The 23072-nt window shown below is 34.7% G+C and carries 22 protein-coding genes, 9 tRNA genes and 1 rRNA gene; 7 read left to right on the top strand and 25 right to left on the bottom strand.

Features of this window, described 5'->3' with window-relative positions; genetic code table 11:
- Position 1: 1 nt before the first annotated feature.
- A complete protein-coding gene (locus TX86_RS04350) occupies positions 2-1132 on the bottom strand; it encodes a tetracycline resistance MFS efflux pump (RefSeq protein WP_042346576.1) in 1131 nt (376 codons plus the stop codon).
- A 461-nt stretch (positions 1133-1593) separates the two neighbouring features.
- Here TX86_RS04350 and TX86_RS04345 point away from each other — a divergent pair, with 461 nt between their 5' ends.
- Together TX86_RS04345 and TX86_RS25620 are read left to right on the top strand one after the other, a co-directional pair.
- Positions 1594-1917 carry a hypothetical protein gene (locus TX86_RS04345; RefSeq protein ID WP_230203563.1) on the top strand — a complete coding sequence of 108 codons (324 nt, stop codon included), beginning with the start codon at positions 1594-1596 and terminating at the stop codon, positions 1915-1917.
- 24 nt (positions 1918-1941) lie between these two features.
- Positions 1942-2433 carry a GNAT family N-acetyltransferase gene (locus tag TX86_RS25620; protein ID WP_052343530.1) on the top strand — a complete coding sequence of 164 codons (492 nt, stop codon included), beginning with the start codon at positions 1942-1944 and terminating at the stop codon, positions 2431-2433.
- A 66-nt stretch (positions 2434-2499) separates the two neighbouring features.
- Here TX86_RS25620 and nagE read toward each other — a convergent pair whose 3' ends face one another.
- The 5 genes from nagE to TX86_RS04315 all read right to left on the bottom strand — a co-directional run bounded on the left by nagE (position 2500) and on the right by TX86_RS04315 (position 7390).
- Positions 2500-3960: an N-acetylglucosamine-specific PTS transporter subunit IIBC gene (gene nagE, locus TX86_RS04335; RefSeq protein ID WP_042346574.1), complete on the bottom strand. Its 1461-nt coding sequence runs from the start codon at positions 3958-3960 to the stop codon at positions 2500-2502.
- A 111-nt stretch (positions 3961-4071) separates the two neighbouring features.
- Positions 4072-4893, bottom strand: a complete 822-nt coding sequence (locus TX86_RS04330; protein ID WP_042346572.1) for a PRD domain-containing protein — start codon at positions 4891-4893, stop codon at positions 4072-4074.
- Between the two features lie 40 nt (positions 4894-4933).
- Positions 4934-5422, bottom strand: coding sequence for a PTS sugar transporter subunit IIA (locus TX86_RS04325; RefSeq protein WP_042346569.1), 489 nt, complete (start codon positions 5420-5422; stop codon positions 4934-4936).
- Between the two features lie 239 nt (positions 5423-5661).
- A complete protein-coding gene (locus TX86_RS04320) occupies positions 5662-6228 on the bottom strand; it encodes a metal-dependent hydrolase (protein ID WP_042346567.1) in 567 nt (188 codons plus the stop codon).
- Positions 6229-6436: 208 nt separating this feature from the next.
- Positions 6437-7390: a carbon-nitrogen hydrolase family protein gene (locus TX86_RS04315; RefSeq protein WP_154663046.1), complete on the bottom strand. Its 954-nt coding sequence runs from the start codon at positions 7388-7390 to the stop codon at positions 6437-6439.
- 208 nt (positions 7391-7598) lie between these two features.
- Here TX86_RS04315 and TX86_RS04310 point away from each other — a divergent pair, with 208 nt between their 5' ends.
- Positions 7599-8492 carry a LysR family transcriptional regulator gene (locus TX86_RS04310; RefSeq protein ID WP_042346564.1) on the top strand — a complete coding sequence of 298 codons (894 nt, stop codon included), beginning with the start codon at positions 7599-7601 and terminating at the stop codon, positions 8490-8492.
- Positions 8493-8569: 77 nt separating this feature from the next.
- On the opposite strand, the gene rrf is transcribed toward TX86_RS04310, so the two are convergent.
- From rrf to TX86_RS04260, 10 genes are all read right to left on the bottom strand, one after another.
- Positions 8570-8685 (bottom strand): 5S ribosomal RNA (gene rrf, locus TX86_RS04305).
- Between the two features lie 5 nt (positions 8686-8690).
- Positions 8691-8764 (bottom strand) — tRNA-Gly (locus TX86_RS04300).
- 21 nt (positions 8765-8785) lie between these two features.
- A tRNA-Ser gene (locus TX86_RS04295) sits at positions 8786-8878 on the bottom strand.
- Positions 8879-8897: 19 nt separating this feature from the next.
- Positions 8898-8986: transfer RNA gene (locus TX86_RS04290), tRNA-Leu, on the bottom strand.
- 12 nt (positions 8987-8998) lie between these two features.
- Positions 8999-9073: transfer RNA gene (locus tag TX86_RS04285), tRNA-Gly, on the bottom strand.
- Positions 9074-9103: 30 nt separating this feature from the next.
- Positions 9104-9187, bottom strand: a tRNA-Tyr gene (locus tag TX86_RS04280).
- A gap of 16 nt (positions 9188-9203) precedes the next feature.
- Positions 9204-9279 (bottom strand) — tRNA-Thr (locus TX86_RS04275).
- An 8-nt stretch (positions 9280-9287) separates the two neighbouring features.
- Positions 9288-9364: transfer RNA gene (locus tag TX86_RS04270), tRNA-Asp, on the bottom strand.
- A gap of 88 nt (positions 9365-9452) precedes the next feature.
- Positions 9453-9526 (bottom strand) — tRNA-Met (locus TX86_RS04265).
- Positions 9527-9536: 10 nt separating this feature from the next.
- Positions 9537-9612 (bottom strand) — tRNA-Val (locus TX86_RS04260).
- A 332-nt stretch (positions 9613-9944) separates the two neighbouring features.
- Here TX86_RS04260 and dpsA point away from each other — a divergent pair.
- The 3 genes from dpsA (at position 9945) to TX86_RS04245 (ending at position 12197) form a co-directional block, all read left to right on the top strand.
- Positions 9945-10841, top strand: coding sequence for a dipicolinate synthase subunit DpsA (gene dpsA / locus TX86_RS04255; protein ID WP_042346563.1), 897 nt, complete (start codon positions 9945-9947; stop codon positions 10839-10841).
- Positions 10842-11019: 178 nt separating this feature from the next.
- Positions 11020-11622: a hypothetical protein gene (locus tag TX86_RS04250; protein WP_042346562.1), complete on the top strand. Its 603-nt coding sequence runs from the start codon at positions 11020-11022 to the stop codon at positions 11620-11622.
- 2 nt (positions 11623-11624) lie between these two features.
- The gene (locus TX86_RS04245; RefSeq protein WP_042346560.1) at positions 11625-12197 is read left to right on the top strand and encodes a redoxin domain-containing protein; all 573 of its coding nucleotides are present in this window, start codon (positions 11625-11627) and stop codon (positions 12195-12197) included.
- A gap of 65 nt (positions 12198-12262) precedes the next feature.
- On the opposite strand, the gene TX86_RS04240 is transcribed toward TX86_RS04245, so the two are convergent.
- Complete coding sequence (locus TX86_RS04240) at positions 12263-13117, bottom strand: LysR family transcriptional regulator (protein WP_042346558.1); 855 nt, start codon at positions 13115-13117, stop codon at positions 12263-12265.
- Between the two features lie 109 nt (positions 13118-13226).
- On the opposite strand from TX86_RS04240, the gene TX86_RS04235 reads away from it, so the two are divergent.
- Positions 13227-14405, top strand: a complete 1179-nt coding sequence (locus tag TX86_RS04235; protein ID WP_042346556.1) for a YbfB/YjiJ family MFS transporter — start codon at positions 13227-13229, stop codon at positions 14403-14405.
- A 47-nt stretch (positions 14406-14452) separates the two neighbouring features.
- Here TX86_RS04235 and TX86_RS04230 read toward each other — a convergent pair whose 3' ends face one another.
- The 8 genes from TX86_RS04230 to TX86_RS26580 all read right to left on the bottom strand — a co-directional run bounded on the left by TX86_RS04230 (position 14453) and on the right by TX86_RS26580 (position 22895).
- Positions 14453-17035: an AAA family ATPase gene (locus TX86_RS04230; RefSeq protein WP_042346555.1), complete on the bottom strand. Its 2583-nt coding sequence runs from the start codon at positions 17033-17035 to the stop codon at positions 14453-14455.
- On the bottom strand, positions 17032-18306 hold the full coding sequence (locus tag TX86_RS04225; protein WP_042346553.1) for a class I SAM-dependent methyltransferase: 1275 nt from the start codon (positions 18304-18306) through the stop codon (positions 17032-17034). Before TX86_RS04225 ends, TX86_RS04230 begins: the two co-directional genes overlap by 4 nt.
- Positions 18307-18319: 13 nt before the next feature.
- A complete protein-coding gene (locus TX86_RS04220) occupies positions 18320-19132 on the bottom strand; it encodes an AAC(3) family N-acetyltransferase (protein WP_042350154.1) in 813 nt (270 codons plus the stop codon).
- A 91-nt stretch (positions 19133-19223) separates the two neighbouring features.
- On the bottom strand, positions 19224-20231 hold the full coding sequence (locus TX86_RS04215) for an HD-GYP domain-containing protein (RefSeq protein ID WP_042346551.1): 1008 nt from the start codon (positions 20229-20231) through the stop codon (positions 19224-19226).
- Between the two features lie 74 nt (positions 20232-20305).
- On the bottom strand, positions 20306-20506 hold the full coding sequence (locus TX86_RS26090; RefSeq protein ID WP_081707555.1) for a zinc-finger domain-containing protein: 201 nt from the start codon (positions 20504-20506) through the stop codon (positions 20306-20308).
- A gap of 13 nt (positions 20507-20519) precedes the next feature.
- A complete protein-coding gene (locus tag TX86_RS04210) occupies positions 20520-21176 on the bottom strand; it encodes a ribonuclease H family protein (RefSeq protein ID WP_042346549.1) in 657 nt (218 codons plus the stop codon).
- A 316-nt stretch (positions 21177-21492) separates the two neighbouring features.
- Complete coding sequence (locus tag TX86_RS04205) at positions 21493-22548, bottom strand: SDR family oxidoreductase (RefSeq protein ID WP_042346546.1); 1056 nt, start codon at positions 22546-22548, stop codon at positions 21493-21495.
- Between the two features lie 170 nt (positions 22549-22718).
- Positions 22719-22895, bottom strand: a complete 177-nt coding sequence (locus tag TX86_RS26580; protein ID WP_154663045.1) for a hypothetical protein — start codon at positions 22893-22895, stop codon at positions 22719-22721.
- Positions 22896-23072 lie beyond the last annotated feature (177 nt).

The following is a 23072-nucleotide window of genomic DNA, read 5'->3' as shown; positions in this document are numbered from 1 at the left end:
TTTATGCCGCAGCTTTCATTTTTCGAGCTTTCACATGATAAATCTGGTACAGTAAAAGCGCAAAAACGGAAAGAATTGCACCTGAAATATATGGTAAACCTATTGAAACTGAGAATAACCAGCCACCTAATGGAGGACCTACAATTCTTCCCAGTGAATCGAAAGATGAAAGCAATCCTGTAACGTTACCATGACCAGAAGTCGAATTTTTAGTCAGCAACGCTGATACTGCTGGGCGAATAACACCATTTCCTAATCCAAAAATAGTTAAGAAAACAGCAGATGTCCAGAAATTGTGAGAGAACAAGATTAATAGGAAGCCTATCGCTGAAACAACAATACCAACGCGAATTACTGCTCCTTCTCCATATTTCTTTGTCATTTTACCAGCTAATCCACCTTGAACCATTGCACTACCAAATCCCATAATCATAAAAATATAGCCCAATTGAACAGTATCAATTCCTGCTTTCTTCGCTGCAAAATAAGCAAATGTTGTTTCTAGCCCCGCTAAAGAAAGTGTAATAATCAATTGTAAAATAAACATAATGGATAATGGTCCTTGGAAAGCTTTCCACATAGAATCTTTCTTTTGCGCTTCTAGAACACGATTTTCTTTAGTAAGTGATTCTTTCAATAATACGGCAACTAAAATTAGTGTAACCACACAAGAAATACCTGCAATATAGAAAGGCATATTTAAACTTGATTTAGAGAATATACCACCGATTGCTGGACCAAACACAAAGCCAAGTCCAGTTGCCGCTCCGATGATACCCATTCCTTTACCTCTATCTTCAGGCGTTGTAATATCTGCTACATATGCCATTGCAGTTGGCATATTCGCAGCTGATAATGCTCCCCCTACTATTCTTGCTACAAATAATACCCATAAAGAATGTGCTGTTGCCATAATGAAAAATGATGCAGCTAATCCAGCAATCCCAATCATCATAACAGGTTTACGTCCAATCCGATCAGATACACGTCCCCATACTGGTGCAAAAAATAGTTGCATCAATGAATATACTGCCATTAAAAGACCAAGTTCAGTAGGACTACCTCCCACTTTTTCAGCCAAGAACGGAAGAACCGGGATTATAATACCAAAGCCAACCATCACCAAAAACATAACTAAAAAAAGAACCGGTAAAACTTTTTCGTTTTCATTTTATTCTTCCTTCCTTCAATTTAAATTAAATCATAGCATGAAAGCTAGTATAGTTATTTTATAATTAATCACGTATGACTATATCTGAAATTATAGCTCACTCATTATAGATTATCAATCATTAACTCTCCCTTTTGCTGTAATATACTGTTATTCAAGTTGTTAGGTTCCCATAAAATGGACCGACAAGCTTCCTTCCATTAAAGATATAATTAAGCAGTTAACGATTCATGAACCAGGACATCTTTATAAACAGAAAGTAGTGATTACATAATGAAAATTCCAAAAGGTGCAACTGTTTTTTTACTTCTGAAGAGACAAAGCCTCCTCAAGTAGACGGAAAGCAATTCAAACAAATCCTTCATTATTGTATGAATCGGAATGATGGGAAAATCATTAAATTTATAGAGCCTCAGTTTCCAATGAATTATTACAATGTTCAAGTTGAGATTTTTCAGAAACAGCTTCATATTTTGCTAAACGTACATTATCCATTGCTTGCTTTTGCTCGTGTTGCTAAATATGACAATATAGATTTCATTGACGAGCCTATACTCGTTCAAGAGTTTTCTCCTTTCTATCAGGTTTTACAAACCACAGAATTAAATAAACCTCTAAATCTATCACTTGACGCAGAAAAGTGGATGCTTCAAAATGATTATCAATTCAATGAAGCTGAATTAGAAGAAATTGTTTTTTGGAATCCTGAAACGATTGGAGAAATTATCTTTAATCACTGGGATTAGTTTCAATAGAAGGAGAAGAAAATAATGGACTTAAATATAAGAGGAATTAATGCAAGTGAACTGAATACATTTTCATCTATTCTAATTGAAGCTACAGAATGGGTTAACAGTACAGGTCAGGAATTATGGGATATTAATGACATAACAAATGAAGGATTATTAAAGAGCTATACAATAGAAGAAATGTACCTTGCCTGTATTAATAATGAAGAAGCAGCGACTGTAATACTTCAAGAAGAAGATCATATTTATTGGCCTCATGAAAAAAACAGTGACTCTTTGTATTTACATAAGCTTGCCATTCGTAGAAAGTTTGCGAAAACTGGTCTATCCGAGCAAGTACTTAGTTGGGCAAAATCAGAGGCTAAACATCATAATAAACAATATTTAAGACTCGACTGCTTAGCTAATCGTTCTAAATTATGTCATTTCTACGAAGCACAAGGGTTTAAAAAAATAAAACAAGAAGAGATTAATCATCATTTAGTAGCTTTTTATGAATATAAGATACTATAAAAATATTTTATTCTTGGTATTAAAACACAGCCTCGAAAATTGACATTCAAGGCTGTGTTTTTTTCATTATGCTTTTCGGATTTTTTCTATTTCATCCGCAACAAACTGTACTTGTGTTCCCACAATAACTTGAATACTTTGAGGCCCTACAATGTTAATACCTGGTACACCTGTTGCTTTGATTTTATTTTGATCGACTGCATTCATGTCTTTCACTTCTAATCGTAAGCGTGTAATGCAATTATCTACCGATGTAACATTCGCATCTCCACCTAAGCCTTCATATATTTGAGCTGCCATTAATGCAAATTTATTTTCCACAGTTGCACCCTCTTTGCTTGCTTCAAAATCATCACTTTCCTCGTCATCATCATCACCTCTACCAGGTGTTTTCAAATCGAATTTAATAATTAAGAAACGGAATAAGAAATAATAAATTACAGCAAATACAAGACCTTGCAGAATTAACATAAATGGTTTATTTGCTAAAGGTAGACTAGAGCTTAAGAAAAAGTCTACAAATCCAGCACTGAAACCAAAGCCCGCTGTCCAGTGAAAAAATGCTGCAATTGCTAAAGAAAGACCTGTTAATGCAGCGTGTACTACAAAAAGCATAGGAGCTAAAAACATAAATGCAAATTCAAGTGGTTCTGTAACCCCAGTAAAGAATGCTGCAAAAGCAGCTGCCATCATTAATGCTGCAATTTGCTTTTTCTTGGATGGTTTAGCAGTATGATAGATTGCTAATGCTGCCGCTGGTAAACCAAACATCATAATTGGGAAGAAACCAGCTTGGTACATACCTGTAACACCTTTTGTACCTTCTCCACTCCAGAAATTACCGATATCATTAATCCCCGCTACGTCAAACCAGAACACAGAATTTAGAGCATGGTGTAAACCTGTTGGTATTAATAAACGATTAAAGAATCCATATAATCCAGCACCAACAAAATCTAAATTACTAATAGCCTTACCGAAACTAACTAATGCGTTGAATATAGCTGGCCATACGAAAAATAAAATAGCTGACGCAAATAACATTGCAACCGCTGTCATAATTGGAACTAATCGTTTACCGCTAAAGAATGCTAAAGCATCTGGCAATTTCACATGACTAAAACGATTATACATAACAGAAGCTATTAACCCTGAAATAATACCAATAAATTGATTTCCGATTTTTGCAAAAGCTGGGTTAACACTATCCACATCAATTCCCTGTAACATAGCTACTGAATCTACACCTAATAATGTGGTGACAACTAAATAAGCTACTAAGCCACTTAAGGCTGCTGACCCGTCCTTATTCTTTGACATCCCTAACGCTACACCAACAGCGAACAAAATAGACATATTATCAATAATAGATGAACCTGCTTTAATCAAAAATGCAGCTACTGGATTGCCTGAACCCCATCCATCATGGTCAATCCAATAACCAATCCCCATTAATATTGCTGCAGCAGGTAACACTGCTACCGGTAACATCAATGATCGACCAATTTTTTGTAAATAAGCCTTCATTTCAACCACTCCCTAAAAAAATTTCTCCCTGCTCGTTGAACACTTGAAAATAACATAATCAGTAAAAGTTCATAAAAACATACTATACTATTTGAAATAGCTTCTTTACTTCTATTTTTTTCGTAATCTCTCAATATGAAGAGCGATATATCCTAACTCTTGCTCAGGTAATTCCACACCATGAATAAGGAATGTTTCCCTTGCCACTTCAGAAGCACAGCTATATGAAAGAGGAAATTTTTTCTTAATCATAGCTAGCATTTCATCATCCATCATATGAAGCTCATAATGATTTAACCTTGATAATGCAAAACGCAAATGTGTTGTTAATCGCTGATAAGAAATATCGTCTTCTTCAAATGTGATGTTAAGAATTCTCTTAATCGATTGCACCATATCTCTTACAATCGTTGTTTCTCTCACAGTTTGATGTAAATCACCTCCTTGAAGCTTCATTGTATGAATATGAAGGGCAATATAAGCCGCTTCATCAACTGACATTTCGACGCCACATTTTTCTTTAATATGTTGAATTGCCCATAAACCAATTTCGAATTCTTTTTTGTACAGTATTTTTATTTCCTGCAATAACTTATTTTTTAATTGAATGCCTTCACGCTCCCTTTCGATTGCAAACGAAAGATGATCGGTTAGTACAATGTGAATATGTTCGTTGAGTTTATTGCCAATTTGACTTTCCGCATATGAAATAATCTCCTCGGAAATTGTAAAATGCTCTTCTGGTATTCTGCTCAACAACTGTTCAAATTTTTTATTCTCCTTCATAACAAAAAGCTTTTCAATTTTGAGTGCACTAACGATATCATTTTTCTTCTTTCCAAAGGCAATTCCGGCTCCAACTGCTATTTGCTCTTGTTGCCCTTCTGTAATTACCACTACAGCATTGTTGTTCAAAATTCTTCTAATCTTCACCAGAACCCATCTCCTTCATCTCAATGATTCGTTATCATTCCTACTTTTGTGAAGCAGAAATCACTACTGTCTGACCAGCAACAGCCTCTTTCTCCCTCGTGAACGTAAGGCTTTTATCACTAGTTTGACTGTTTGTAATAACAATCGGTGTAATAATGCTTTTAGCATGTGTTTGAATATATTCCAAGTCCACATTCATTAATAACTGTCCAGCAGAAACTTTTTCACCAACTTCTACATGTACAGTGAAACCTTCTCCTTTTAGCGCAACTGTCTCTAATCCAACATGGATTAAGATTTCTGTCCCATCCTTAGCCAGAATACCAACGGCATGTTTTGTCGGAGCAATTTGAATAATCTCTCCTTCAACTGGTGATACGACATTACCTTGACTAGGTATAATTGCAATACCTTCCCCCATCATTTTTTGACTAAATACAGGATCTGGAACTTCTTCTATCGGAACAATTACTCCATTCACCGGTGTAAAGATTTCTAGTTTTGCTTTTTTGAATAACTTTCCTAACATTTCTAATCCCCCTATTATTAACCTGATAATTATTAAACATCGGTTATAACATTAAATAAACGAACAAAAGGCATGGGGGCTCAATAGACAGCTATATCCTAGCATCTACTGTACCTCCATGCCTGATCGAATCAGTCACATGTGATCTTTATTTAACTTTGAATTATACTAACATTAATATTTTGTATGTGCAACAATTTTGTTTCGACAATTCGCACTATGTAAATAATGTTTTATATTCATAAAAAATAAGCACTTATTACATTAACTATCATTCCAAAAACATCTTTCAAATTCGTTATGATAGAAAAACTAAATGGCTTATATAACTCATGAACAATAAAGAAATAGATAAATATAAGTATAGCGATATATTTAATACTCTCTTCTGCTAAACTTTCATTTTTATATGAAAACCACATATTTCGCGGACGAAAATTAGAAAATGGTTTAAAAAGCGGTACACTCGATACTGAAAAAAAATCGCCAACAATATGAAATAAGTACCCTAATGATATACCAATAGTGAAATTTGAAGTAAACAATAAACAAATAGCTGTAACGATACACCATGCCATTAATGAATGTGTAAAGCCTCGATGACCAAATAATTTACTAATAATTTTAGCTAATCCTAACGAACGCTGACCTACAAACGATTTTGGTTGGTCCAAGTCAGGCAAAAGACTCCCCAGTGTAATACCCGCTGCATACGTTACTGTAAAAGCAAACGAGCCACTGGCTTGTGTAGCTGCTATACCAGCACCAGCAGCTAAGCCCGTAATAATATGTGTTTTGTACATCATAATGCTATAAACCTTTCATCTTAAATTCTTTTAAGGAAGACGAAGGTTTGAAACTTAACTAATAACAAAAAAGATGAAAAACTTTAGCGAAAGTCTTTCATCCCACACTACAACATGTATTTTAGTAATGATTTCAATACTCTCAGATTCCATATCTGATTATATTAACATTTTTGAAAAAAATAACATTATTTTTGTCTTGAAAACATTATTCTGTCCACACAACACTATCCTGTCTTTTCTCATTTACAACCAATTGAAAAATATCTGGTCTAGCATAATGCCCTACCACATCAAAATCAAAATGACTTTCCGCTATTTTATCAAGATTAATTTCGCTATAAATAATTCGTTCTTCTCCAAATACAGGCTGTGCCAAATAATTGCCTAGCGGATCAACAATACAGCTACCACCACGACTTAATTCATTTGGCAACTGCTTAAACTCTTCTCTTGAAGCAATTTCCTCCGGAAACATCTCCTTCGTCGTATATTGATTACAAGATAGTACGAAGCATCTTCCTTCTACAGCAATATGCTGCATAGTTGCCAGCCATGAGTCACGTGGATCAGCTGTTGGAGCTATATAAATTTGGACACCTTTAGCATACATGGCCGCCCTTGCTAATGGCATATAGTTTTCCCAACAAATCAATGAACCAATTTTTCCATATGGTGTGTCAAAAACAGGAAGAGTACTGCCATCTCCCTCTCCCCAAATTAGTCTTTCTGATCCTGTTGGTTTCAACTTCCGATGCTTTCCAAGCAATTCTCCATTCGGTCCAAAAAACAATGCCGTACAATACAAAGTTCCCTGACTATATTCACTATCTTTTTCGATAACGCCCATCACTACGTATGCACCCGTTTGTTTTACCGCTTTTCCAATTTCCTCTGTTTCTGGACCTGGAACAGTAATTGCATTACGCCAATAATTTAAAAAATCTTTTCTTCCTTCATCCGATCTACTTCCAACAACCGCACCAAATGACATGCCTCTTGGATAGGCTGGAATAAATGCTTCAGGAAAAACAATGATTTTTGCATCTTGTTCTGCTGCTTCTTCTAGCAATCGAATTGTTTTTCTTACGCCTTTTTCTTTATCCATTATTTCAGAGCCAGCTTGTACAACTGCTACTTTAAATCGCTTTACTTTCTCCATAATTCCCATCCTTCCGTTTCTTTTTTAACAATTACTTCGAAAATTGCTTTTCGTATCTGTCTTAAATAAATGTATGATACTCTATACTAAATAAGCATCGTGTAACCGATCTTTCAATTATTAACTTGATTGTAAACGCATTCAATTATGAAGTGAAATATATAATTAGGATAGTAACTATTCCAAAATGGAATAATGAGGAGATAATATGAGTGTTCAATTTAAAGATTTAGAGGTTTTTATGAAAGTAGCTGAATTTCATAGTTTCACAAAGGCAGCCGAATTATTATTTATAGCTCAACCCTCTATTAGTAAATCTGTTCAAAGATTAGAAAGAGAGTTAAATGTCATATTACTTGATCGTTCAAGTAAAAATCTACGTTTAACCGATGCCGGAAAAATCGTTTTTGATAAAAGTAAAGCAATTCTTTTATCTATAGACAATTTATCTGTCTCAATAAATGACTTGTCCAATTTAGTAACAGGACATATTAAAATCGGACTTCCTCAAATTATTGGAGCGGTTTTCTTTCCTAAAATTGCTCAAGCCTTTAGTCACCAATATCCCGGCGTAAAACTAGAAATAAAAGAAGACAGTGGACCAGTTACTGAAAAACTTGTTGAAAAAGGGGGTTTAGATATTGGATTAATTGTGTTACCTATTATGAATGATCAACTAACAGTAACTTCTATTTATCAAGATGAATTTTGTTTATGCGTCTCTTCTACACATCATCTGGCTAACAAACACACTATCTCATTATTAGACTTAAAATATGAATCCTTCATTATGTTCGCGAAATCGTTTGCTTTACACAATTTAATTATGAACGCATGTAAAGACGCTGGATTCAACCCTAACATTGCATTCGAAAGCACTCAATGGGACCTTATTTTAGAACTCGTATCTGCACAACTTGGAATTGCTATTGTTCCACGAATTCTAGCTAGCAAATTAAATCAAGTAGAAATCGTCTCGATTCCAATCAAAAGTCCAATCATTGAATGGAATATTGGCTTCATTACTAGAAGAAACGCCTATCAATCTAATGCACTCAAAGAATTTATTAATACAATTAATACATTATACAATAATAGATGAAGGAGTTCCATCTACTGCACTACGAGAAATCATGCCCAATAAAAAGAGACCAGTTACAACAACTGATCTCTTACCTTACCTGGCAACGTCCTACTCTCACAGGGGGAAACCCCCAACTACCATCGGCGCTGAAGAGCTTAACTTCCGTGTTCGGAATGGGAACGGGTGTGACCTCTTCGCCATCATTACCAGATAAATTGGAGCGGATGAAGGGAATCGAACCCTCATCATCAGCTTGGAAGGCTGAGGTTTTACCACTAAACTACATCCGCATATTAAATTGAGAAAAACTATGGAGGAGGTAGAGGGATTCGAACCCCCGCGAGCCGTTAAGCCCCTGTCGGTTTTCAAGACCGATCCCTTCAGCCGGACTTGGGTATACCTCCATATAGTTATAATAATAAATGGTGCCGAGGACCGGAATCGAACCGGTACGGTAGTCACCTACCGCAGGATTTTAAGTCCTGTGCGTCTGCCAGTTCCGCCACCCCGGCAACATAATTACTTGGAGCGGAAGACGGGATTCGAACCCGCGACCCCAACCTTGGCAAGGTTGTATTCTACCACTGAACTACTTCCGCAAATAAATGTTGCATTTATCAATATAGAAATGGTGGAGGGGGGCAGATTCGAACTGCCGAACCCTAAGGAGCGGATTTACAGTCCGCCGCGTTTAGCCACTTCGCTACCCCTCCAGGCTAATAATACAAATGGTGCCGGCGAAAGGAGTCGAACCCTCGACCTACTGATTACAAGTCAGTTGCTCTACCAACTGAGCTACACCGGCAAAATAAATGGCGGTCCGGACGGGACTCGAACCCGCGACCTCCTGCGTGACAGGCAGGCATTCTAACCAGCTGAACTACCGGACCATTTATAAAACCTTACACCTGCCATGCGGTAGAAATAAATTCAAGAAATCTACTCACTTTGAAAAGGACCGGTGACGGTTTTTCTTTATTGCGGGGACAGGATTTGAACCTGCGACCTTCGGGTTATGAGCCCGACGAGCTACCGAACTGCTCCACCCCGCGACGATATATATGGTGGAGGATGACGGGATCGAACCGCCGACCCCCTGCTTGTAAGGCAGGTGCTCTCCCAGCTGAGCTAATCCTCCATTTTTTTAGCTTATAATTAAAAGTTGATAATGGATAGTTCCAAAAATACGGACTAAAACCTGTATTACCGAGGTAATAAAGGGTCTCCCCAACTACTTGACCAACTGTTCAATATTGTATATTATCAATAAGTTATTTACAACTTTGTAAGTTCGTAACTTATTTAACAACTTAAGGACAATTAATAATATATATGGTTTTATTATATTTTGCAATACCTTTTCTTAAAGTTTTAAAATTCAATCTTTTGCGCAGTCGTTTTCTTTAAAAGTGCTACATAACAAAAGAGATACATATTTTAAACTAATGTATTACTACCGAGGTGAAAAAAATGTTAAAAGACTTAAAGATTGTTTTAATTGGTGGAGATGCTAGACAAATAGAAGTCATTAAAACGCTTTATACATTGGAGGCAAAATTGTTTCTAATTGGCTTCGATAATATATCTCTTCCTTTTGACAATATAACGAGACTGAAATTAGATGAAATGGATTTCAGTTTAGCTGATGTTATTCTTTTTCCTGTACCAGGTATTGATATAAACGGAAAAATAGAAGCATCCTATTCAAACAATGAATTAATCATTTCAAAGGATTTCCTCTCTTCCACAAAAGAGGATTGTCTCATTTTAACGGGAGTGAAAACGCCTTTTATTTCCGAATTACTTTCAGTTAACAAAAGAAAAATGATTGCTCTCTTCGAAAGAGATGATATTGCTATTTTGAATTCCATTCCAACAGCAGAAGGAGCATTAATGCTAGCTATACAACATACAACAAGAACCATTCATGGATCCAAAGTATTAGTGTTAGGTTTCGGAAGGATTGGGTTTACTATAGCACGGATTTTCTCAAGTATCGGCGCAAATGTTAGTGTTATGGCAAGAAAACCAGCCCACCTAGCACGCATAATAGAAATGGGCTATACACCAATTACAGCAGAAACATTACTCGAACAAGTTTCTCAATACGATGTATGCATTAATACAATTCCTTCTTTAGTACTTAACGCCGAAGTGATTACGAACATGAATAAAAATTCACTTATTATTGATCTCGCTTCAAAACCAGGTGGTACAGACTTTGAATTTGCAAACAAACATCATATTAAAGCACTTTGGCCTCTTGGCCTACCGGGTAAGACTGCGCCACAAACTGCCGGAGAAATCTTAGCCCACACCATCATCGAAGTATTGAAAGATGCGGATGTTTACGCTATCCAAAAATGATATATTTTGCGCTCATGATTTAAATTACTCATTCAAAAACATAATACTTTCTATCAGTTTCAATTTTTTATAAAATAATACTACACTAGGTATTTTTTAATGTATTCTCTACCACCGCTTTTTGTTGTAGGGAATACATTTTATATATTCTTCATATAACGCCATAAGGAGATCTGTTTTGAATGCTATAACAATCGGAAATTTCACTTTACAAGTTGAGTTACTAACTTTCTTTATTACTATTTTTGCTGTTTCCTTCATGTACAAAGTCATTATGAAGAAAAGCATAGGTGATTGGTATTTCAATGCGATTATAATTTATATAATCATCTATAAAGGAAGCTATATTATTTTTCAATATGATTTATTTATGAAAACACCTCTATCCATTGTTTATTTTGATGGAGGCTGGAAGGGACAAATATTTGCAATCTTAGGTTTAGCGCTATATATGATGAGGATTACGAACAAAAAAACACATATGCTAAGTATTGACATAGTTCCAGCTTATTTCCTTTTCATCACCATCTATTCAATGATTCAGCAAGCTTTTGCAAGCCATTACATAGCTGCTTTCATTCAAATACTTATTTTAAGTGCATACATATGGATTTATATGAAAGTAAAGCTTGCGCATGAAAATCAAATGTTTATTTTTTTCATTTTAGTACAGGCTATTTTATTAAGCTTTTTTAACGGACTGTCGACTACCGATATTTTGATGCTTTGCTTAGGAGTCGCCCTATTCGTATTAAAGACATTGAAAGTGGAGGAACAATAATCGTGAAAAGAAAAATATTTAATACACTTATTCTCGTTGCTTTCATATTATTGATTGGGATTAACATATGGCAACATAATGGTAAGAACAAAGAAGTAACAGAAAAAGACTCAACCGCTGAAGTATCATCAACACCATCTGCTAAAATTGGAAATGAACAAGGACAAATGGCTCCTGACTTTACTCTAAATACTTTAGATGGGAAAGCCATAAAATTATCTGACTTACGAGGTCAAAAAGTCATTTTAAATTTCTGGGCAACTTGGTGCCCTCCATGTAAAGCTGAAATGCCACATATGCAGAACTTTTATGAAAAAAATAAAGACAAAGATGTTACTCTAATTGCCGTAAATTTAACAAATCAAGATAAAGGCATTGAAACGGTTCATAATTTTGCTAATGATTATAAACTTACATTCCCTATTCTTCTAGATGAACAAGGAGCTGTTGGAAGCACCTACCAAATAATGACCATTCCAACAAGCCTGTTCATTGATGAAAAAGGAAAAATTCAGCAAAAGGTTGTTGGACCAATGGATGAGGAAACCATACAAAAATATTTAAGTAAATTATAAAAAAACGAGCCTAAAATGAGTATCTATTACTCAATTTTGGGCTCGTTTTTTTGTAACAACTACTCTCATTTCATTATTTCGCATTTTTCTAAAAGTTTAAGAAATGCTGTTGTTTTAAATAAGTCTCTTCGATGAATGAAATTTGTTGTAACACAAGCATACTCCTTAGGTAAGTGAATACCACGTAACTCTCCAGTAGCAAGTTTATCTGATACAACAGAATACGGAACAAGAGATATACCCATTCCCGCTGACACACAGCCGATAATAGCATCTAACGATCCAAACTCCATAATTCTTGATGAAACTAAGCCATGATCTAGACACCATTTTTCAAGCTTAGTACGATATGTACATCCATTTCGAAAAACAAGTAGCTTCGTATTTTCATAATCAATCGCTTCACAATGAGCAGCGGAAACAAGCACAAGCTCTTCTTCTACATATGGAATAGCCATTAAATCAGGATGTTGTACATTTCCACCAATAAATGCCCCTTCTAACTCATACGATAATACACTCTCAATCATTTGAGCAGTTGTTCCTGTTTCTAATAAAATCTCTACATTAGGATACTCACGAGAATAACTTGCTAATATACTCGGCAATCTGACTGCAGCTGTCGTTTCCATTGAACCAATACTAACAGAACCTTGTGGAATATCACAATTCTGCACAGCCTTCCTTGCTTCATGCATAAGAAAATGAATTTGTTCCGCGTAGTTTAATAAGGTTAGACCAGATGATGTTAATGTAACGCCTCGGCTATGTCGATGAAATAGCACAGTTTCTAATTCCTCTTCAAGCGCTTTAATTTTTGTCGTAACGTTTGATTGCACATATTGTAATGCTTTAGCCGCCTTTGAAATACTTCCTTCCTTCGCTACTGTTCGAAACACCTCTAAACTTGAAAAATCCATCTTCCCACCGCCTGCTATCAATAATAGTGATAGGTTCTTTCATAATCATTCATTATCCATAATATTCAGTTTACTTTATAATCAATCTTAAGAAAAGGAGAGATTTTCCATGAATAAACAATCATTTTCATATATCATAGGTGGAATATTGTTTCTAATTATCGCGATGGGGATAAGTCGGTTTGCTTACACACCTATACTTCCTTTAATGAAAGATGCGATTGGATTCTCTGCGAGTACTGCAGGTTATCTCGCTTCAAGTAATTATATTGGCTATTTAGCTGGCGCATTACTAGCTGGAATTATTCGAGGTAACAAGAAACATATATTGTTATGGAGTATCATTATTAATATTTTTTCTATTTTATTTATGGGCATGACTGATAATCTTGTAATCTGGTTTATTCTTCGATTTTTGGCTGGTATTTCGAGCGGCTTCATTTTTGTTTTAACTTCAAGTATTATGCTAGATTATTTAGCCTCAAAAAAGCTCGCACATTGGTCTGGTCTTATCTATAGTGGAGTAGGAATAGGTATTGTAATCTCAGGTCTTTCTGTACCACTCTTACACACTTTCTTCGCTTGGAAAGGAACATGGATTGGCTTAGGACTTCTTACAATTTTATTGGGAGCTATCGCCATTTTTCTTTGGAAAAGCTTGCAACCTATTAAGCATTCAGAAAGGATTGTAGATAATCAAGGAACATTGAATAGATACCTTCCATGGCTCATTATCGCTTATGGCTTACAGGGCTTCGGGTACATTGTGACCGCAACATTTATTGTGGAAATTGTTCATAGTATTCCTTCTCTGCAATCTTTCTCATCGTACACATGGGTTTTAGTAGGTATAGCAGCAATTCCATCCACTTTCTTATGGATTTCCATTATGAATAAACACAATGCCGTTTATACCCTTTGCTTTGCTTTCGTACTACAAATCATCGGTGTAGTATTACCTGTTTTCTCACAATCCATATTAAGTATTTTCGTGGCTGCCATTCTATTCGGTTTAACCTTCATGGGAATTACTACAATGAGTACAGCATATGCTCGACAATTATCTCCTACGAATAGTCATAAAGTTATTGGGATTATCACTTCCGTTTACGCCTTCTTCCAAATGATAGGCCCAACAATCGGTGGGAGCCTCGCTTCATACACAGGCAATTTTAAATTGGCTTTATTATTAGCTGGTGGTTTAGAGGTAATGTCAATCATTATATTATTGACTGGGAAATGGTATACTTCTCGTCAAAAACAAGCTGCATTAATTACAAAAACATAGAAATATGCACAAATTAAGGGTGAGCATCTCATGCTCACCCCTCTCTCTTACAGCCTTGGATCAATTTCTTTTTCCTTTTTCGTTTCAAAAAGCATATTTGCCACAACCTGCTTATAGGCTGTGTTATCTACACTAATCTCACTCCATTTATACGACAGCATTTCCTCTGCTAATGCGTACTCTTTTAATGAAGTTCGTAATTTAACTGCCGTGTTTTTTTGTTTAATTAACTTACTATATTTATGCGGTAATTTGTAATCATATCCGTACACTAAAGTTAAATAGTTTTCATTACGCACTTTTAAAAATGGAACTACACCGTTCTTCATAGCTTCAGGCTTGATAACAACACCTTCCATATGACGGTCTACCGTTAACGTTTTGAAGAATTGTAGAGCTTTCTCATAATAGTGCTCATCCTTGAAATCAACTATATGAAAATCATCATTACTAACAAAGGAGAACATTTCTGAAGCTTTTAAAAACGGTCTTTCTTCACTGCCATCCTGTTTAACTATCTTTAAAATAGTAAATGGCTTTAATGTAACCTGACCTTTTTTAGCATAGTAATCCAACTGTTCATTAAAAGTTGTTAATGAATGTACTTGTTCTTCTAAAGCTACATACTGAAAGTCCTTCATGTTTTTATACGTTTGATACATAGGTCCATATTTTTTTACAAGTTCTTTTTTCGATAACTCTTTAGAATCTTGCTCAAAATGACTGTTATGATAACTTGTAGATAATTCTTGCCACTTCATCTCAAAACCAGTGTTTTGTAGAAAAGAAATTTCTGTATCAATAGCTTTACTATAGCTATTAAATTGTTCTTCAATTAAACCCTCGCCTAAAGCACGCCACGGCATTAACTCACAGTCTAACAACATTAGTTCAATATTTTGCTCCTGCATATATGAAATAAATTTATTATGTTGCTCCTGCAAAGCTTGTGTTATATCAATATTATTGATTCTATATCCGTTTCTACTAACCGCATAACTTTGTTCTAAATCTTGATGTAAATAGACATTGCAACGTGATCCCATATATTTCGGCTGCAAAACGACTTGCTCTATGCCTTTCTTTTTAAAATAACGCAATCCTTTTTGCAATGATTCCAAAACATCATTTTCTTCATCCTTATCGGCCGGAGACATCGTACCCGATATATAATTGACTTTATTCTTTAATATATACTCTAATCTTCTTTGATCATTTGCATCTAAAGTTTCAATCGCTACATTCTCTTTTTTAGCAAATAATAAAGGAAGCTCTTTTCTAATAGCTTGCTTTGATTTTACTTGTTTAAATACAGGTCTGTTGTAACGAATCATAACAGAAGATAGCTTATTACCATCTGCGCATCCTGTATCAAGATTGATTTTATTATTTATGGTTACTATTTCTTTACAGGCAACATGACCATATATATGGTATGGAGCATTGGATGACGATTCTTCTTTCATAAATTGTAATTGTGGCTCAAGAGCTTCATCTCGATTTACTCTAAAGTTTCGTTGCTCTCGTAATGAAGTAGCATCCACTTTACCTATATATTTATTCTCACAAGGAGCGTGAGTTGCATAATAGGATGATCGATCGATACCAATATATCGATAAAACTCTCTTGAATTCTCAACTAAAGAATAAAACAGTTTCTTTAATTCTTCATCATCTTCTAGAACTTCAATACTTGTAAAATACTTTTCAATCGTTTCTTGGCCGACCATATTTCCTTTCAATTGACCCTTTAAATATTTATAAACAAAGTTTTCGTGATTTCCTTTTACTAATAAAAAATGCTCTTGATTATGATAAATAAAATCAATCGTCTCTTTCGTACGGCGACCTTTATCAATCCAATCTCCATTAAGAATAATTCGATACTGCTTTGTTTTTTCCGTTCCATGCAACGTCTGTCCATCAATTACATATCCATAGTGTACTAATAACGCTTTTAAATCATCGATGCTCTCATGCACATCACCAATAACAATATAACGATAATCATGATCCAATAAATGAAAAGCATATTGTTCCCAATTACGAATGTCCACCGTGTATAAAGGGTTCGCTTCACGTCGATCCCAATTATAGAAATCCTTTGCTTTAATACGATGAACAGCATTATATTTCTTTCTTGTTAAACTCTTCATCACGTCACGTTTCAACCTTTGAACATGGTTCTCTACAATTTTCTTATCACAATTTGTTGAGAAATAATCTTTATAATCGTCATAGTCAAAAAGGATCACTTCAATATTATAATGATGCTCAAGTGCAACTTGTCTTACTTCTTCTCTGAAGTCATCAGACAAACCTGTCGTATCCACAATGACAAAGTCAGCATTAATAGGAAATGCTGTTACAGCTCGTAATCTTTGGAATAATAATTCAAAGGCTTGCTTACTACTTTCCAGCATAATTTGACTATGTTTGTGATAGTTGTACCCTAATAATTGCTGTCTTATTTCATCTGAAGAGATATACTGTACATTGCTTCGATAATTCTTATTTTCATGCTCCATTTGTAATTGTGGCATTAATATCTCTTTAGCAAAAGTCGTTTTACCCGATTCGGATGCACCTACCATAAGAAAAATAGTATGCATATTCGTTGTAATCATCATTGTGAATCACCTACTTTCTTAATGACAACACCTTGAGTTGTATGAATACCGTTGACACTATCACCAATTTCCAGAAATGACAGTTCTACGTTATATTCTCCTACTATATCTTTAATCCATTGTTGGAATTCAACAGTTGTCATTTCCCACTTATGATCCTCATGTCGGAAGCCTTCTAATTCATAATATGTATTAAATTCACGATTTGGAGTGGTTAAAATAAAACAATCAAAAGTGATCCTTTTAAGTACTTGTTGAACCATTGCCCGAGCTTCCTCCAATTGCATATGTTCAACGACTTCCGTTAATAACACATCAACTTTCTTACTATCATAAGTTTGTAAATAAGAATCCAAAGCAGAGTATGTTGTAATATTGCTAATTCCTTTACGTTTCATTTTCTTTCTTACAATATGTAATAGCTCTTTGTCAATATCAATAGCATGATATTCGTATTGCTCCAGCTTTTGAGCAAATGGAATAGCATAAGCTCCTTCACCACAACCAATGTCCACTATTTCTTTGTTGAAAGATAGCATTTGTTCAATTGCTTGCTTTCTTTGGTCAGCAGTACTTCCATATTGAAATTTCAAAACCCCCTCTGTAGATTGCTCTAATTTATGACGAAGATTTTTAAATTGACGTCGCTCTTTAATAACATTTTTCACAAATAAATAGCGAATAAAATATGGACTATTCAATTCATTCATAATATCAATATACTTATTTGCTAATTCATCTGGCACATCTAAATGCTCTTTGCCCATCATTGCTAAAAAGAGAAAAAATAAAATAGAGTATTGAAGCAAACTATGTAAGCTTTGGTTTGTACTAATTTTTATTTGATAGTTATTTTGACAAATTGGTGTTGCTTCAATATGAAATCCTTGAAAATGTCTCTTAAAAATCTGGAAGTATCTTTCACCTTGCATATACACCATATTGACGCTAAAAGTATGAATATATCCTGATACATCTCGTTCGTCACTCTTTTTCAAAAGATGAGAAAAAAATTCATTAATAGCATTCAAAGGAAATAATGGTGTATTGTATCTTGAAAGATTTAAGTATTCATAGAACTCTTGGTGATATTGCTTAAATGAAATATCATTGTCACCATCTTTGAAATAAATATTATAGGTTTGTTCATCAGAATACCATCCGCAGGCGATGCCTTTTCTTATACCACGCAATGTCATCTCTGCATTTGGATTCTTCTTTATGACAAATGAAAACGATGGGTTTTCAGAAGTTAGACTTACTATTGCCATCTCATATTCCCCCTCATTTTAAGAATTCCATTTTTCTTTTTAGTAACCATTTCGTAGCAAAGTCTACTAATGGTTTTTGTGGAATCAGTCGGCATTCTGCCATACCCACTTTTCCTATGGAAACTGGATAGTTCTTTTCAAATTCAGATCCAATTTCATTGAAGGGTTCCACATCATATATAAAGTCTTCATATTCTTTCCATACACGTACATTATTTTCAATGATGGGTGATCCTTGTTGACAAGAATAACAAGAATCAGCAAAACATTCTGCTAAGTGTAACGATGTATTATTATCATAACCAACACCAATCAATAATATAGAAGCATTAAGATTATATAATTTCTGTAGTGGCGATTCTTCACATAAAGAAAAAGCTAGTGAATGTTCACTAGTTATATAATGACTATGTTTCCCCCAAGCTGCAAAGCTACAGGTTGGATGATAAGATCTCACTACTCCCTCATATGTTCGAAAGCACTCTACGATTTTTCCCATTGCGAGTGTTGGCGTAGTTTGCGGATCAAACGGTGGCATTTCAGCACGTATAGTTTCCCACCATTCTTCAGGAACTGGTGGGTTATCCCAATAAGATGGCTCACTTAAATCCGATGAATGAGTAGGCATAACAATGGTTCCCTCTTCACCAACTACTTCCATAAGTGCCTCTACAACAGCTATAGGACCACCACATACCCATCCTAACGACTTTAAAGAAGAATGAACTATAATGCTCATACCTTTCTTTATTCCTAAGTCACTAAATTCTTTTATTAAACTATGTGTGGTATTTGGAGTTTTCATGGGCTTTATTTGTCTCTTCATCATCTCTGTCCTCCTCCTCACATTCATGGTAAGTATAACATACAAAAAGCCTGCCAAATCACAATGATTCAGCAAGCTTCCGGAAATATTACTATTCTCTTAAAACTCTCACAATTTGCAAATGTCTATTCTTCTGTAAATCTACTATTTGATTATCTTCTAACTTAATTAAAGAGCATATTGGATGATATGGAGAATTTAATATAACTGTACCTACATTACCATCTGTTAACTTTACTTTCTTCCCAATTAATGAATCTAACATTTTCGTTATGAAAACTATTAAAACTTCTGTATCGAAACGCCCGGAAGCCTCATCCTGCATTTTCATAATAACCTGATAAAATGGCATTGCCGGTCGATACGCCCGCTCAGAAGAAAGGGCATGAAACACATCAGCCACTGCTACAATTTTAGCATAAGGATGGATTTGTGAACCATTTAAGCGAAATGGATAGCCGCATCCATCCACTCTTTCATGATGCTGTAAAGCTGTAATGGCTACTCCTTCAGGTAAATGCTTCGTTCTACGTAATAATCCGTAACCATATAAAGTGTGTTTCTTTATTTGTTGAAATTCCACATCATTTAGTGGAGTTTTTTTATGTAATAAATATTGTGGAACTTTTGTTTTTCCGATATCATGAAGCAAGCCCGCCAATTCTATTTCTCTTCGTATTTCTTCACTAATACCTAACCACTTACTAATTAACCCCGCAATCACACCGACACATATATTATGTCTAAAAGTATATTCATCTTTTTGCTGTAATTCATCGAATAAATGAAACACGTGAGGAATATCTGTAGCCATTTCAATCATAGGAACAATTTCTTCTTTGATTTCAGCAATAGGTATCTCATCTCTATTCTTCACAAATTTAAAAATTTCAGACATTTGTAAAGTAGCTTCTTCTACATTTCTAGATATTTCTTCAATCTTCGATGTTTCACTTCTAATAATGTTATCGACTAAATTTGGTTCAAATGGCGGCATAACATAGTCTTCATCCTGATAGTTAAGCAGTAGTTGATCAATTTCTTCATGTGTTAGAGGAGTAATTTTTTTCTCTAATGAAAATTCGTTATTATGTGACATACTATCACACCATTCTTTTTTCTTTTTATACTACCAGTTTTTACCTGACAAACCAATGTTTTTTAGATATTCTGTTATCTGTCACATATATTCAACTTTTGACCAAAGTCTTTCAATCGCTCTCCAACAGTACAGGACGACAAGCAATATTTATGTGCGTATGTTCTACCGTAATCCTTCTTATGATGATTGTAAAGAAAACATCCATTACAATACAATGTTAATGTCTCTTCAATTTGTTGTAAAACTATTTTTCTTTCTTGTTTCCTATTCATGTGTCACCCTTTATTAGTCAAGCTTCATCACACTGTTTATAGAAGTCCCTTCTAATGCTTGTGAAGCCAGTGCATCTGCTTCTTTGTTTTCCTTTCTAGAAATCGGTTCATATATTGGATGAATGCCAAGCTTATTCATTTTCTCTTCAATTCGATCTAGCCATGAATTAAAAAGATCATCAAAACAAGGCCATTCTCCCGAAAGCTGTTGCAACACAACATGTGAGTCGCCTTTAAATGTACATGTTTGATGATGAACCCCCATCTCTTCTAATATACATAAACTTTCATAAAAAGCCGCATATTCAGCTTCATTACTCGATATTAATTGTTCCATACGTTTATTTTGCCTTCTTCGGTACGCCACATTATTTTGGGAGTAATAAATAATTACCCCAAGACCCGCTAATCGTTCATCCTTCATATAACCACCATCAAAGTATACAGCGATATCCTGTGGCTCCTCTTTAATTTCTGTAAGCAGTTTCGTCAATTCTTTCTTATTCCATACCGTTTCTCTTTCATCGTAAAATTCAATTTGATGCGCTCTCCCCGTCTTTTCTAAATCCTCACAAATAATAAGCGCATCTCTTCCACTCAAATAATCTGATTGAAACGTACAGGATGGTTTTTTCGCATGTTTATACGTCCAAGTCATGTATACTTTCATCGTAATTCAGCACCCCTTTCCTCTTTAATGCGTGTATCTTCAAATGATATTATATTTAATTTTACTACAATTGCTGGTTTTATATACTGAAATTAGAAAAACCGGCACCGGTCCTTTTTGATTGGCTCTTACTCCTTGCTTCACTTCCAAGCAAAAAGGAGCCATGCGACAGGCATAAGGCGAGCTGTTCTTGAAAACTCGCTCCTAATTTTCAAAACAGATTGACTTATGGCCCGAGCATGGCAGGTGTAAGGTTAAACATCACGCAAAAAAAGAGCCTCTTATCAAGGCTCACATTCATATATAAGTCATTCTTTTATTTTTTCTCAATAAATCCTTTAATAATATTCTCCAACATCTCTTCATTCATATCCAGAACCGGCTTATTCGCTTGTCTTAGTACATATGCTGTTTTCTCACATGGGAAATAAATATTACGGCCTAAGTAATTAGAGAATACAGATAATGGTTTATTAAATTCACGTTCATCATCTCTTAATTGATGTTCACAATCAGGATGCACAATTCCTAGATTCGGAAGTTCCATGTAACCTTTTACCAACTGTACAACAGCATCTTGTTTTGGTGGATTTGGGTTTGTAATATTTAATATATCACGATTTTCACAATATTGTAGAGCAGCAACTAACACAGAGGATACATAATCTACTGGAACAATATTTGACGCTACTTCACAATCCATAATTAAACGAAATGGTAGCGTTTGTAGTTCTGGTTTTCTGTTTATTTTTCGTTTTAAAACATTTAAACTCTTTAATATACCGTATAAACCAAAGCTCGTTTCCGCTTGGCCTGTAACAGAATCCCCGATGATGATTGCTGGTCTTAAAATAGCAACAGATATTTGATTGCTATAAGAAACTACTAAATGCTCAGCTTCACATTTCGTTCTTTCGTAGCTATTAACAAATTCTCGATTTGGCGAATATAAGGCCTCTGCTCCTTCTGTTTCTTTTCCTATAGTATAAGCTGTACTAACATATAGAAACTTTTCGCATTGCACTCTTACAGCGAAATTGAGAACATGCTTTGTTCCCATAACATTTACTTCATACGTTAATGCTTCATCTTTCTCATCAAATGATAAAAGAGCTGCCATATGATAAATAGCATCTATTTTGCCTTCTAAACTTTGTATCTTTTCCTCAGTTAAACCTAAATTTCCAGATGTTATATAACCTTCAATAATTTGTATATTTGCTTTTTGTTGATCACATATTATGTCTTTCATAAAACGATCTAGTTTTTTCGCATTTCTTACAAGCAATAATAACTCATGACCTTCTTTTAATAGGTCTTTGGCTACTCTCTTACCTAAAAAACCATTCGCTCCTGTCAATAATACACGCATGTTATCTACACTCCTAATAGTGCTAATTTACCACTACTAGTTTACCTTATTTCTACTATCGTTAGGATAGAAATATCGTATATACCCACAGGGAATTATTAGTAACTTCACGTTACAAAGTTCATAATAAAGCCTGATAACTATTCGTTACCAGGCTTTATTCCAATCTATTATCTTACCATCACAAATCCTCTTACGGTTTCTGACTCCTTAATATGAAGTCCTTCAATTACCTTAATAGTTTGATCACCATCAATGAATGCATCCATTTCTTGCTCAGAGGCAAACCATTTATAATAATCTTGACCATCCTTTGAATACGTTAATAAATATGGATTTTTTCTCATAGCATTTCCTCCTAATTTAAATCTTAATTATTTTACTTCCACAAAATCCATAAGAATAAACATATTTACAGAAAACTCATACATTTACACCACACAAGGTAGACATTTTTTCCCACCAATGTTACTATTTTCATTAAAACAATAGGGGAAATAGCATACATATTCTCTAATGAGGTG

The organism is Bacillus massiliigorillae, from assembly GCF_000380245.2.
Taxonomy (GTDB): domain Bacteria; phylum Bacillota; class Bacilli; order Bacillales; family DSM-1321; genus Bacillus_AD; species Bacillus_AD massiliigorillae.
The sequence above is the reverse complement of the archived record's forward strand: the minus strand, read 5'-3'. Positions and strand labels throughout refer to the sequence as shown.